The organism is Mesorhizobium sp. WSM4307, assembly GCF_007003945.1.
Classification (GTDB): Bacteria; Pseudomonadota; Alphaproteobacteria; order Rhizobiales; family Rhizobiaceae; genus Mesorhizobium.
The window spans coordinates 393580-406375 of sequence record NZ_VFTB01000003.1 but is presented as its reverse complement, the minus strand read 5'-3'; the positions used below and the strand labels follow the sequence as shown (position 1 = coordinate 406375).

Annotated in this window: 9 protein-coding genes and 1 pseudogene; 2 read left to right on the top strand and 8 right to left on the bottom strand. The window is 64.1% G+C overall.

Going from position 1 to position 12796, the window contains the following annotated elements; all coding sequences use genetic code 11:
* Positions 1-2 precede the first annotated feature (2 nt).
* The 4 genes from FJV83_RS08995 to FJV83_RS08980 all read right to left on the bottom strand — a co-directional run bounded on the left by FJV83_RS08995 (position 3) and on the right by FJV83_RS08980 (position 5226).
* Positions 3-1745: a YaiO family outer membrane beta-barrel protein gene (locus tag FJV83_RS08995; RefSeq protein WP_142885927.1), complete on the bottom strand. Its 1743-nt coding sequence runs from the start codon at positions 1743-1745 to the stop codon at positions 3-5.
* On the bottom strand, positions 1745-2137 hold the full coding sequence (locus tag FJV83_RS08990) for a response regulator (protein WP_142885928.1): 393 nt from the start codon (positions 2135-2137) through the stop codon (positions 1745-1747). The genes FJV83_RS08995 and FJV83_RS08990 overlap by 1 nt, the downstream gene beginning before the upstream one ends.
* 255 nt (positions 2138-2392) lie before the next feature.
* A complete protein-coding gene (locus tag FJV83_RS08985) occupies positions 2393-2779 on the bottom strand; it encodes a response regulator (RefSeq protein ID WP_095775925.1) in 387 nt (128 codons plus the stop codon).
* A 5-nt stretch (positions 2780-2784) separates the two neighbouring features.
* Entirely contained in the window at positions 2785-5226 is a 2442-nt protein-coding gene (locus FJV83_RS08980) for a response regulator (RefSeq protein WP_095775880.1), read from the bottom strand.
* Positions 5227-5609: 383 nt separating this feature from the next.
* Between FJV83_RS08980 and FJV83_RS08975 the strand changes: the two are divergent.
* Positions 5610-5762, top strand: a pseudogene (locus FJV83_RS08975) (transposase); the annotation flags it as partial.
* 325 nt (positions 5763-6087) lie between these two features.
* Here FJV83_RS08975 and FJV83_RS08965 read toward each other — a convergent pair.
* Positions 6088-8157: an NAD(P)-binding protein gene (locus FJV83_RS08965; RefSeq protein WP_142885929.1), complete on the bottom strand. Its 2070-nt coding sequence runs from the start codon at positions 8155-8157 to the stop codon at positions 6088-6090.
* Between the two features lie 281 nt (positions 8158-8438).
* On the opposite strand from FJV83_RS08965, the gene argE reads away from it, so the two are divergent.
* The gene (argE, locus tag FJV83_RS08960; RefSeq protein WP_142885930.1) at positions 8439-9605 is read left to right on the top strand and encodes an acetylornithine deacetylase; all 1167 of its coding nucleotides are present in this window, start codon (positions 8439-8441) and stop codon (positions 9603-9605) included.
* Positions 9606-9617: 12 nt separating this feature from the next.
* Here the strand turns inward: argE and FJV83_RS08955 are convergent, their stop codons facing one another.
* Genes FJV83_RS08955 through FJV83_RS08945 form a run of 3 tightly spaced genes read right to left on the bottom strand, consistent with a single transcriptional unit; the run spans position 9618 to position 12794 of the window.
* Positions 9618-10553, bottom strand: a complete 936-nt coding sequence (locus FJV83_RS08955; RefSeq protein WP_142885931.1) for a LysR family transcriptional regulator — start codon at positions 10551-10553, stop codon at positions 9618-9620.
* 50 nt (positions 10554-10603) lie between these two features.
* Entirely contained in the window at positions 10604-12094 is a 1491-nt protein-coding gene (locus tag FJV83_RS08950; RefSeq protein WP_142885932.1) for an aldehyde dehydrogenase, read from the bottom strand.
* Positions 12095-12119: 25 nt separating this feature from the next.
* Complete coding sequence (locus tag FJV83_RS08945; RefSeq protein WP_095789196.1) at positions 12120-12794, bottom strand: DUF1028 domain-containing protein; 675 nt, start codon at positions 12792-12794, stop codon at positions 12120-12122.
* Positions 12795-12796: the final 2 nt, after the last annotated feature.

Below are 12796 nucleotides of genomic sequence, written 5' to 3'. Positions count from 1 at the left end.
GATCAGAACCGCGCGGTCAGGCCGAGCCCGAATATGCTTCGGTCGAATGTCGGGCGTTGCTCATGTGCGATACTGGCGCGGACCGTCAGCGGATCGTTGACGTCCCAGGAGATGCCGCCGAAGACGGTGCGCGTCGGCACCAGCGTGCCGTCGGAGATTTCGGGGGCGTCCGCATAGCCGCCGAACAGGTTGAAGCGCTGCGTCACCGCAAGGTCGACCCTAAGCACATAGCCGTCCGCGCGCGTGCCGATATCGTCGGCCGCATGCACCCAGCGGGCGGAAAGCCCCAGGCGGCCGTCGAAGATATAGCCCTGCACCCAGGGCGAGACGCTGGTGACATTTGTGTTGGTGAAATTGTCGTAGCGGGTGTCGATGTTGAGCGACAAAGGGCCGAACGCCTTCGCCGCCGCCATAACCTGCAAGGACGCGCCGGCGCCGATCGCATAGCGCGCCAGGAAATCGGCATCCGGCGTCGCCGCGGCGAGCGCATAGGCGGAGAAGGCAGGCGAGAAGGCCTCGTCGATGCGGCCCTCGATCTGAACGTCGGTACGGCCGAAGCGGGTTGCCACGCGGTTGCGGCCTGAAATCGTCGTGCGCGGCGACAGCCGATAAGCAAGGTCAGCCGAGCTGTCGGTCCAGTCGCTCAGCCCGTTGGTGAGATCGCTCACCTCGGTGCCAAGGTCGAGCCGCCATCTGCGCGGGGGCGGCACGGCCAGTCTTTGCTCGATGTCGGAAGAGCCGGGCTCGATGGCGAGCGCCTCTCTGTAGGCCTGCCGCGCTGCATCGTCGTCGCCTAGGGCGCGGCGCACATCGCCGATCCCCACCAGCGCCTCGGCATTGCGCGAATCGATCGCAAGCACGCGCTGGAACGACTGTCCGGCCCGCGTGTAGTCGGCCTCGAGCAGGGCGACCTTGGCATCGAGGTCGAGCGCCTCCACATTGTCCGGCGACGAGGTCAACACGTCATCGACCAGCGCGCGGGCGCCCGGCACGTCGCCCTGCCAAATCGCCAGGCGGATCTTGCCGATCCGCGCGTCGAGAAGGCCGGGTTTTATGGCCAGCGCCCGGTCGAAGAAATGCCCGGCTTCGTCGAACCGCTGGCTGGAGCCTAGGATAAGGCCAAGGGCAACCAAGATGTCGGTGTTCTTCGGCGCCAGCCCAAGCGCGCGGCGATAGACCTTCTCCGCTTCGGGCAGCTTTCCCGCTGTTCGCAACCGTCGACCTTGCTCCATCAGGCCGGCGACGGGATCGGGCCGTGGTTTCGCCCTCGGCGCCGCCACCGACGCCTTCCTCGCCTCACCGCCGGCGGCCTGCATGGCCTTGCGGATGTTCTCCACAAGCGCGGCGGCGTCGGTGTTGCCGGGCTGGGCGCGCGCCACCGATTCGGCGAGCGGCAGCGCGGCATCCAGATTGCCGGAACGGAACTCGATCTCGGCCAGGCCAAAGCTTGCATCTTGATAGGCCGGAGCAAGGGAAAGCGCCTTGGAAAAGGCGTCGTGCGCCGCCGCCAGATCGTTGCGGCCGAGTTCGGCGAAACCGAGCTGAACCAGGGCGTCGGCATTGTCGGGTTTGAGCGCGAGTGCGCGCCGAAGCAGATCCACCGCCTCGTCGAAATGCCGGGCCTGCCTGGCTTTCACGGCGGACGCGTAGAGCTCATCGACCGTCTGCGCAAGCACCGCACCAGGAGTGGCCGCGATTGCCAGGATCAGGCATGCGGCAAGCGCTGCGCGCCGGCTGCGCCTCATCAGCGTTTCCCAGTCTTGCGCGCGATCAGACGCGCCAGCCGGGCCAGCAGTTCCTCGGGGATGAATGGCTTTACCAGATAGTCGTCGGCTCCCTTCTCGAGGGCCGAGACGATGTCCCTTTCGGCCTTGCGGGCGGTCAGCATCACCACCGGCGTGTCCGACAGAACCGGGTCGCCCTTGAGGCGAGCCAACACCTCCAGGCCGTCGGCCTTGGGCATCATCGCATCGAGCACGATGATATCGGGTCTGTCCTGTTCCGCCTTCGCCAGTGCCTCGGCACCGTCCACTGCCGTGATGACCTCGTATCCCTTCGCCCTCAGCCTGAATTCCATCAGTTCAAGCAACAGGGGATCATCATCGCAGATCAGAACTCTTGCCTTCGCTCCATTCACCTGTCCGGCTCCGGTTCACGCCTCGTTGCCCCCCGGAGTGATCAACCCATGAACCGACATCCGCCAATGTGGTCCATGCCAACGCCGGTGCGGGTCTCCCGCGCCGGCCGATGCCGCGCAATCATAAATAAAACCGATTCGCGACTGCCGTATTTCGATACAATCAGTAGATGAATATTGGGGTGTGGTACAGGTGCCGTAAACGGCAAACGGAGGTTGCTGACAGGCTTGTTGCCGCTGCCTTCGACCCGGAGGCTATGCCTGCCCGGGTCGCTCCGGAAGCAGCTTCCTGACTTCGCCGGCGAGCGCCAGCGGATCGAAAGGCTTGGCAATGACCCCGACCGCTCCCATGGCGAGATAGCGCTCGACCTGATGCGTCTGGGTGCGCGCGGTGATAAAGGCCACGGGTATCGACGCCGTCAGCGGTGAAGCAGCCAGGCGCTTCAGCGTCTCCGGCCCGTCCATGTCCGGCATCATCACGTCGAGCAAGATGAGGTCGGGATGCCATGCGGCGGCATCGGTCAGCGCCGCGGCGCCCGAAGAGCAGGACCGCACCTCGAATTCCGGCTCGAGCTCCAGCGACATCTGAGCGATTTCGCGGATATCGTGGTCGTCATCCACGTAGAGGATTCTTGCCGGCATGATCGTCACTCCTTGGCGCGGGCGGCGGGTCTGGTGCCATCGCGCGATGAGGCCAACATGGTTCTGACAAGCTTTGCCACATCGATCTCCGACGCCCTGGTCTTGGTCATCATTGCCTGCACCCGATCGCCGAGTTTCTGGTCCGGTTCCGCCGCCGAGAACACGATCACTCCGGTCTCCAGCGGCAGATCGGCGAGCAGGTCCAGTCCCGATCCGTCTGGAAGTGCTATGTCCAGGATGACCAGGTCGAAGCGACGCTTCGCAACCGCCCGCCGTGCCTCCTGCAGCGTTTTCGCCGAGATGATCGAGACGTCCGAGCCCAGTCCCGCCGACATCACGGCTAGCACACCCTCGTCGTCCTCGACATGGAGGATCTTCGGCCTCTGTTCATTCCTGCCGGCGACGATCTTGGCAAGAGCGGCGTGAAGCCGCCCCGAATCCACCGGCTTCTCCAGCCAGTCGACGATGCCGACGGCGGTGCCGTTCAGCGAGCGCCTGGCCTCATCGGCGACGGCGGAGATGACGATGACCGCAATGTCGGAATTCACCGGTGACGCCCTGATGTCATGGAAGAGCTTGATGCCCGATTCTTCCGCCAGCTTGATATCGAGTGTCAGTGCCACATAATCGCGAGACTGCAGAAGCGCCTTCGCGGTGGCGATGTCCGGGGCGACGTCGCTGGAAAAGCCTTCCGCGTCCAGGAGTGCCGCAATCACCGCCGCGACGTCGGTCTCGTCTTCGCAGATCAGAACCCGTAGGCGGCCATCGGGCTCCCGTGGCGGGCGCGGTGGCGGATACGGCCTCGGTTGGAGCCTGCGGGCTTCGGCAAGGTCGACATGGAACGAGGTTCCTTTCTCTTCCTCGGTTTCGAAGGAAACGGCGCCGCCCAGCTTTTCCACGATGGTCTTGACGATGCTGAGGCCGAGGCCGGTGCCGCCTTTCTTGCGGGTGCTGGACGCGTCAGCCTGTTCGAACTTGCCGAATATACGGCTGCGAAACGCCTCGGGGATACCCGCCCCCTGATCGATCACCGAGATGCGCAACATGTCGCGATCACGACGCTGTAGCTTCACCATCACGGTGCCGTCGGCGTGCGAGAACTTGATCGCGTTCGACAGAAGGTTGGCCATTACCTGGTGCAGGCGGTCCGGATCGATGTTGGCTTCGGCGCGCGGGGCATCGTCGACCAGGACGATGCGTATCCGGCTCTCGGCCATGTAGTTGGAACTGGCGGCAATGGCCTGCTCCATGATCGGGCGCACAGGCATCTGCTTGATCTTGAAGGCGATGACGCCTGACTCGATCTTCTCCATATCGAGGATGTCGTTGATGAGAAGAACCAGTCTCTCGCTATTGGTGTGAGCGATATTGACGAGGTTGGCGGCCTTCGGTGGCAATTCGCCCGCCACGCCCGCCGCGATCAGGCCCAGCGAGCCTCGGATGGATGTCAATGGGGTGCGCAGCTCATGACTGACCGTCGAAATGAAATCGTTCTTGAGCTGAGCGTTTCGCTTCTGCTCGGTGATCTCGCGATTGTAGGTGATGACACCGGTGATCTTGCCGACCTCGTCGCGGAACGGCGCCTTGAGCGTGTAAAGCCAGCCCTGTTTGCCATCCGGAAACACCGCAGGCTGTTCGATGCGCAATGTCTGCCCGGCCTTCAGTGCGCCCATCTCGTCCTGCCTGAAGCGCTCGGCCACGTCCTTCGAATAGAAATCGAAATCGGTCTTGCCGATGAGCTCCTCGACTGAAGCGGCCCCCAGCATTTCGGCGGTGGCGGGATTGGCGGCGATGAAGCGGCCGTCCACATCCTTTATGTTCAGGCAGTCCGGCAGTTCACGAACCATGGCCCGATAGATCATGTTGGACATGGAGAGATCGCGCCGCCGCTGTTGCCGGTCGAGCAGGATGCCGATCACCATGGTACTAAGGAAGCGGAACAGGAGGGACGGGAACGTGCTTTGCTGGATCAGGCCTGTGACGACTTGCGGGGGTATGACCAGGAGCGTGATCAGCCCGGCGAGTGCAACTGACACGCCGAAGCCGAATATGTCGAGCATCGTGCGCGACCGGGCCGCGACAATGTGGTGCCATGCCAGGCCGACGACGGCGGTGATCAGGATACCCATGACGCCGACATTGGCCCCCTGCCCGCCAAGATAGAGGCGATAGGCAATGGAGCCGATCGTGGCAACGAACATTGCCGGCCATCCGCCGAAGAACGCCGCGGCGCCGATAAAGGCGGCGCGCAGATCGACCACGAAGCCAGAGACAGACAAGGCGGTCGCCATTGAAAAGACCGCCCCCACGCACATGACCGCGCCCAGAAGCAGCGACTGTATTCGCGGCGAGAGACGCCCGGTGAAATCGGCCACAAGGTCCCAGGCGACGACCAGGACGGAGACCAGAGCAAGATTGGCGAGGAGTGATTGCCAGATCTCGGTCATGACTTTCCGGCTCCTTTTTTCCGATGAATATCGGCTAATCCTATCCGATATCTAAAGAAGCTGCGCATCAGTCCGCAGGGCCGGCACGCCGAGCAGAGGCGACATGGCAGCCACATGGCAGGCGTCTTCGTACCGGGCGCTTATCGACCATCAAGTTGAAGCTTGATCTTCGGCGCCGCGTACTGACTATGGCCCCGACGTGCCCGGCCGCGCCGCCGTGAGGGTTGATACGTCCAAGCCTGCCTACCGGCTCACGGACTACTACAGCTGGCACCTTTTTTCTGGAAGCCCCTGCTCCGCTCAATGCCGAGAGGGGCTCCTCCGGTCTGCCGCCGGTTTCGTGGACACCGAGATAAGGTGTTTAACGGAACTGGAGGGTGGGAATGCAAAGAAGGAAGTTCGGCCGCAAGTTCAAGCTTGAGGCGGTGAGATTGATCAAGGACCGGGGCGTTGCAGTGGCCCAGGCCGCCCGCGACCTCGATGTCCACGAGAATGTGTTGCGCAAATGGGTGCGCGAGCTGTCGACGGATCCGCAGCACGGCTTTCCTGCGGCCGGCATCGCAGGTTCGTCTGGCGGTTCAGGGTGGGGATCGCGTCGTGCGGCTGGTGACCCGCAAGCCGATGCTTGGCGAACCTTTTGGCGAACCTACCCGTAAGCCATTGATAAATAACGATAATGGTGGGCCCGGAGGACATGGTAAGGACGTTGAATCTATTGCGTTTTTCGTGGGCCAAAATTAGAAAGTTTCCCGTATCGTTCCGTATTGTCTTGCGATTGATCCCGACATCAGATTTCGACACGCTAGCGCGAAACACTATCGGCTTGTGGCGACGTCATTCCTATCAAGCCATGTCATCGGCCTACCCCGCCGCCAAAGCCGTCACTTCTCGCCGGAACGGCAGCGCGTCGCCGATATCGAGTTCGTCCAGCTCACGGGCGAAACGATGACCGGCGTAGGTCGCCCAGGCAATCGGACCTGGCGCCTCGGCATCGCCTATGACCTTGATCGAGCGAATGCCATTGTCGGCCCATTCGTCGCGCCGCGCTTTCAGGTCGCGCCAGACCTGGTCGTCCTGTTGGCGCGACGTCACCAGCACGACGGCGTCGGCGGCAATGTCGCGTTCGGCATGGGTGTAGGCGCAGGCGGTTGCGACGCCTCCCGGCACGACGCGTGTCACGATCCGGTTTAGCACGATCTCGACGCCGAGCTCGGCCAGCCGGCGATGGATGGCGCCTTGCTCCAGCGTGTTGCGGGTCCAGTCGGACACATAGGCGGACGGCGTCACCAGCGTCACCTTCGCGCCCCGGCGCGCCATCAGCTCGGCCAGAACGCCACCCATGTAGTAGTGGTCGTCGTCGAACAGCACGACAGTGCCGGTCGGTACATTTCCGCCCATCAGGTCGTCCGGGGTATAGAGCGGCATGACCGGGTCCACCGGCATCGGCATGACATGCGCACGCGCCACGCCGTCACGGCGCCATGCCGAGCCGGTGGCAATGGCGATGTTCTGAAACCCGAAGGCCAGGATATCCTCGGCGGACAACCGGCTTTCGAAATAGACGTCGACATTGGACATCTGGCTGAGCTGATACTGGCGATAGTCGCGTACGCGACCCCAGGCGGAGAGGCCAGGCAAGCGGCACTCGCGCGACACGCGGCCGCCGAGCTCGGTGCCTGCCTCGGCGATCGCCACCTGGTAGCCGCGCAGGCCGAGTGCGCGGGCGGCCTCAAGCCCGGCGGGACCGGCGCCGACGATCAGCACGCTGTCGCTGTCGCCCTTGGCCTGCATCCGCTCCGGATGCCAACCCTTGCGCCACTCCTCCATGAAGGTCGGGTTTTGCGTGCAGCGCGAGATCGACATGGTCATGTCGCCGGTGATGCAGATGTTGCAGCCGATGCATTCGCGAATGTCCTCGATCCGTCCCTCCTCCATCTTCTTCGGTAGGAAGGGATCGGCGATCGATGGACGGGCGCAGCCGATGAAATCGAGCGTGCCGGACTTGATCATCCTGACCATCACGTCCGGCGAGGTAAAGCGACCGACGCCGACGACCGGCCTCGACGTCAGCGTCTTGATGCCGGACACCAGGCTCTCCTGTGCCGCCTCCTCTTTGAACCGCGACGGCCCCGAACAATCCTCCCAGGCGCCATGCGCCAGGTCCCAGAGGTCGGGCAGCTCGGCATGCATCTCGATCATGTCGCGCACTTCGGAATTGGCGAAGCCAAGTTCGCCGATCATCTCGTCCAGCGACAGCCGCAGCGTCAGGCCGCAAGTGTCGCCGATGGCGTCCCGCCCCTCCTCGATGAGCTCGCGCATCAGCCGTGAGCGGTTTTCCAGCGGGCCGCCATATTCGTCGCTGCGCTGGTTGGTGGCGGTGGACAGGAAGTGCTGGATAATGCCGAAGCCATGCGCACCATAGAGACAGACCAGGTCGAAACCCGCCAGCTTCGCGCGTTTGAAGGCATTGCGGTGCCAGCGCCTGAGGTCGCGTATATCCTCTCTGTCCATGGCGCGTGCCTGGACTGGATCGTTGGTGAAGGTGCGGATCGGCAAGGCCGACGGTCCGCGCGGCACTTCCTTGGTGTAGAGGTTCGGGCCGTTGATACCGGAATAGGCGAGCTGGATGCCGGCCAGCGCGCCATGCTGGTGCATGGCCTTGGCCATCTTCGCCAGCGCTGGGATGTCGGCGTCGTCCCAAAGCCTGAGCTCGATGAAGGGCGTGATCTCCGAGGTGTGGTGCATCTCGGTCTGCTCGGTGAAGATGACGCCCCAGCCGCCTTCCGACTTGATGCGCCGCATCTCGGCCGCGGCGGACGGATCACGATAGCCGCCGCCATTGCAGTGCGGCACCTGGTAGAAGCGGTTCTTGGCGGTCACCGGACCGATTTTCACAGGCTCAAACAGAATGTCGTAGCGTGGATCACGCATGGTGCTTCCTTCCTGCCAGCGTCGCGTCGCGGCATGCGCGGTGATGGTTTCAAACCTGGCGCAAGCCGGTCTGCCCGGTGGGTAGACGCCGTGAACCTACTCATAAGTTGCGGCGCGTGCCGGAAAACTACAGATTTCTTCTGTGCCGATTAGGACGCGCCTAATCCGCCCCTCCGCCGCCTGGATTAGCATCCGAAGAATCCCGGCTGAGCCAAATGCGACTTCAAGGCCGCGGCCACGCGATGCTAGATAGCGCACACGGCCAACGAGACGTGAGACGCATGGACAGCATCCAGATCCTTGAAAAGCTGATCGCATTCCCGACGGTGAGCCGGGACTCGAACCTCGACCTCATCGGCTACGTGACAGACCTGCTGGCGACGCGGGGCATTGCATGCCAGATCATCCGCAGCGCGGACGGCCACAAGGCCAACCTGTTCGCCACCATCGGGCCGGCCGACGCGCCCGGCGTCATGCTGTCCGGCCACACCGATGTCGTCCCGATCGACGGACAGGACTGGACGCTGCCGCCTTTCGAGATGAGCGCGCGGGATGGCAAGCTTTACGGCCGTGGCGCGGCCGACATGAAGGGTTTTGTCGCCTGCGCGCTTGCCGCCTGTCTCAAGGCCTCGAAAATGGGCCTGCAAACGCCCTTGCATCTGGCGCTTTCCTACGACGAGGAGATCGGCTGCATCGGCGTGCACAGCCTGATCGACATGCTGCGTTCGGCGCCGCATCGGCCATTGCTGTGCATCGTCGGCGAGCCGACCAACATGCAGGTCGCGACCGCCCACAAGGGCAAGCTTGCGGCGCGCGCCATCTGCAGGGGACGCGAAGGCCATTCGGCGCTCGCTCCCCTGGCGCTCAACGCTATTCATCTCGGCTGCGACTTCGTCTCCGCACTGCGCCGGGAACAGGACCGGCTGGCCAGCGATGGCGCGCGCGACGGTGACTATGACATTCCCTACACCACCGTCCACGTCGGCAAGATGCATGCCGGCGTTGCGCTCAACATCGTGCCGAACCTGTGCCAGTTCGACTTCGAGATCCGCAATGTCGCGGCCGACAACCCCGACCAAATCCTCGATGGGTTGCGCGCAGAGGCAGCGCGCATTGCCGCAGCCGCTTCAGCGATCGCGCCGGAGGCGGCCATCGACATCGATATCACCAACACCTATCCGGGTCTGGACACGCCGGCGAATTCGCAGGCTGTGGCTTTCGTCAAGTCATTGACCGGGGCCAACGACACCATCAAGGTTGCCTTCGGCACCGAAGGCGGATTGTTCAGCCGCGACCTCGGCACGCCGACCATCGTGTGCGGGCCGGGCTCGATGGCGCAAGGGCACGGACCGGACGAATTCGTCAGCGTCGAACAGATGCGCCGCTGCGACGACATGCTCGACAATTTGCTGCGGCGGCTTGCCGGACAACAGTTGAAAGTCGCCTGACAAAGGCCGCTGCTATTCCACGACCCGTCCGCTGCCGAACACGCCCTGTTCGACAACGAAGCGGCGGCAATGATCGATGAATGCCTGCACCGTCTGGGTGCGGTGCTCGGCGTTGGGCAATGCGACCCCCATGGTCAGAGGCCGCAAATCCCCTTCCAGGGGCACGAAGACCAGCGGCTTGCCGTCCGGCGCCAGGGTGTTGAGCGGCCGCATGTTGGCGATGCCGTAGCCGAAGCCATTGGCAACCATCGACCGCATCACCGCGATGTCGCCGGTGCGCTCGGCAATGTTCGGCCGGATGCCCCGCATTTGGAAGGCCGAGAGAAAATATTCGCGGCTGTATGGCAGGTCGAGCAGCACCATGGGCTCGTCGGCCAGTTCTTCCGTCGCGATCGAAGCTTTGCCGGCGAAGCGGTGCCCCTGCGGCAGCATGACATAGGCCGGCACCAGCATAAGCGGTTCGAACGTCGTGTCCTGCGACAGTTCGAGATCATAGGTCAGCGCCGCATCGATTTCACCTCGCTGCAACATTTCGAGCAACTGACCCTGGTTGCGTTCGAACTGCCGGAACCGCACCTCGGGATAGGCGCGCTCGAACTTCGCGCGCAGCGTCGGCATGACGATCTGCGCGAAGGTCAGCAGGCATCCGACTGCCAGCGGCCCACGCACCTTCTCGGCGATGTCGCCGGCGATATCGTGCAGAGCGTCGGCGTCGGCCAGCAACCTGGCGGCCTCCTTGAGGAAAACACGCCCGCCGGCCGTGAGCGACAGGCCATGCGAATGCTTGCGGACAAAAAGCTGGACGCCGAATTCGGCCTCGAGCTGCGCGATGGACGCCGAAATCGAAGGCGGCGAAACATTGACCTGCTCGGCCGCCTTGGTAATGGAGCCGGCTTCGCCGACGGCGACGAAATATTCCAATTGTCTCAGGGTGAAGCGTAGCGGCATGGGCTTCTATGTTGCCGGTTTGGGCGCTGCGATCAAGCGCCCGCTCCGCCTCAGTACTTGATCCATGTCGTTTTCAGCGCGGTGTACTTGTCCAGCGCGTGCAGCGACAGGTCGCGGCCAAAGCCCGATTGCTTGATGCCGCCGAACGGCGTCATCGGGCTCAGCGCATCGACCGTGTTGACGGAAACGGTGCCGGCGCAGAGCCGGCCGGCAACGCGGTGCGCGCGCGAAAGACTGTCGGTCCATAGTGACGCGGCCAGCCCGTACGGGCTGTCATTGGCAATGCGGATGGCCTCCTCCTCATCGTCGAAGGCAATGACCGACAGCACCGGTCCGAATATCTCATCCCTGGCAATCGGGTCGTCATGGGCAACATCATCGAAGATGGTGGGCTGTATGAAGCTACCGCGACCGTTGACCGTGACCCGATCTCCGCCGGCAACCAGGCGCGCGGTCTTCTTGCCGGCCTCGACGAAGCGCATGACGTTGGCGGCGTGGCGGGCATCGACCATGGCGCCCATTTTCGAGGCAGGGTCGAGCGGATCGCCAGGCTGGGCGGCCGCCGCGAGCTCAGCCAGTTTCTCCACGAAGGCATCCTTGATGCCGCGTTGCACGAGCAGGCGCGAATTGGCCGAACAGACCTCGCCCTGGTTGAAGAAGATGCCGAAGGCCGCCATGTCGGCCGCCGCATCGAGGTCGCCGCAGTCGGCGAAGACAAGGTTCGGGCTCTTGCCGCCTGTTTCGAGCCAGACCTGCTTCATGTTCGACTGACCCGAATATTGCAGGAACATCTTGCCGACCGAGGTCGATCCGGTGAAGGCAAGGCAATCCACGTCCATGTGACGGCCAAGCGCCTGCCCGGCCGTCTCGCCAAGGCCGGGCACAACGTTGAGCACACCGGCGGGCAGCCCCGCCTCCATGGCGAGTTCCGCCAGCCTGAGCGCCGAGAAAGGCGACTGCTCCGCGGGCTTCAGCACCACCGAATTGCCCGCCGCCAGCGCGGGCGCGCACTTCCATGTGGCCATGTCGAGCGGGAAATTCCACGGCACCACGGCACCGACCACGCCGAGCGGCTCGCGCCGCACCAGCACCAGATCACTGCCGCCGGTCGGCGCCACTTCGTCATAGATCTTGTCGATGGCCTCGCCATACCACTGGAAGATAGCCGCGGAACCCGGGACATCGACAGTCGCGGCATCCGTGACGAGCTTGCCCATGTCAAGCGATTCCAGCAGGGCAAGCTCCTGCAGGTTTTCGCGCAGCAGCCGCGCCAGCCTAAGCAGCACCTCCTTACGGTGCGCCGGGCTCGCGCGTGACCAGGCACCAGCCTCGAAACTGCGGCGCGCCGCGGCAACGGCGAGATCGATATCTTCCTCGCCGCAGGACGCCACCTCGGCGAGCGTTTCGCCAGTGGCCGGATTGATGCTGGCGAAGGTGCGGCCCGAACGCGCGGCAACCGTCTTACCGTCGATGAACGCCCTGTCGCGAAACCGGATCGCGGATGCCTTGCCGATCCAGTCCTTGTGACTGAATTCGCTCATGCGGATGCCTCCCCCTGCGTGATGGCTACTCGTCGCCCGGCACGCCGTAGCTCGGCGCGTCGGACGGATTGATCGCGCGGGTCACATAGGCATCGAGCTGGGGCTTGTAGCGGTCCCACAAGGCCGCCAGTTCCTCGATCGGGCAGCCGTCGGTCCAGTCGCAGCGCAGGTCCGCGACGGGCCATGCGACCTCGCGCACCAGCTTCATTCCAGCCGAATGCACCGGACCCGCCTCGCCCCCTGCCTTCAGCGCGGCGCGCATGGTCGCGATCAGGCGGTCGCCGAGGTGCCCTTCCGAGGCCAGGAAAGCGTCGACCATGGCTTGCGGCACGCCATCATGGGCCAGCATGTTGCCGCCGCAGGCGACATTGTCCGCACGCGCTTCCGCCCAGATGCCAAGCGCCCTGGGTCCTGAATGAATGGCGGTGGTGCCGGCGGCATCGACAGCCAGCACCTGCCGGTAGTTGCTATAAGCGCCGGTGCGCTTCAGGATGGCGACCGCCTCGGCGGCAGAGGCGCCCCGCGCCAGCAGTTCGAGCCCTCTTGCGCCGAGCGTCGGATCGGTGACGTTCTGGCTGGCGACCGCGCCGACGCCCGCTTGCGCATAGGCGCAGCGCGCCGCCACCGCCGGTGAGGAAGACGACACCGCGACGCCGAACATGCCGGTGCGGCTGCACCGCGCGACAATGGAAAAGGTCATGA

Bases quoted from the DNA above. Each gene is read 5' to 3' on its own strand.
- FJV83_RS08995 (WP_142885927.1), bottom strand. From the start codon at position 1,745: ATGAGGCGCAGCCGGCGCGCAGCGCTTGCCGCATGCCTGATCCTGGCA.
- FJV83_RS08985 (WP_095775925.1), bottom strand. From the start codon at position 2,779: ATGCCGGCAAGAATCCTCTACGTGGATGACGACCACGATATCCGCGAA.
- FJV83_RS08980 (WP_095775880.1), bottom strand. From the start codon at position 5,226: ATGACCGAGATCTGGCAATCACTCCTCGCCAATCTTGCTCTGGTCTCC.
- FJV83_RS08965 (WP_142885929.1), bottom strand. From the start codon at position 8,157: ATGCGTGATCCACGCTACGACATTCTGTTTGAGCCTGTGAAAATCGGT.
- argE (WP_142885930.1), top strand. From the start codon at position 8,439: ATGGACAGCATCCAGATCCTTGAAAAGCTGATCGCATTCCCGACGGTG.
- FJV83_RS08955 (WP_142885931.1), bottom strand. From the start codon at position 10,553: ATGCCGCTACGCTTCACCCTGAGACAATTGGAATATTTCGTCGCCGTC.
- FJV83_RS08950 (WP_142885932.1), bottom strand. From the start codon at position 12,094: ATGAGCGAATTCAGTCACAAGGACTGGATCGGCAAGGCATCCGCGATC.
- FJV83_RS08945 (WP_095789196.1), bottom strand. From the start codon at position 12,794: ATGACCTTTTCCATTGTCGCGCGGTGCAGCCGCACCGGCATGTTCGGC.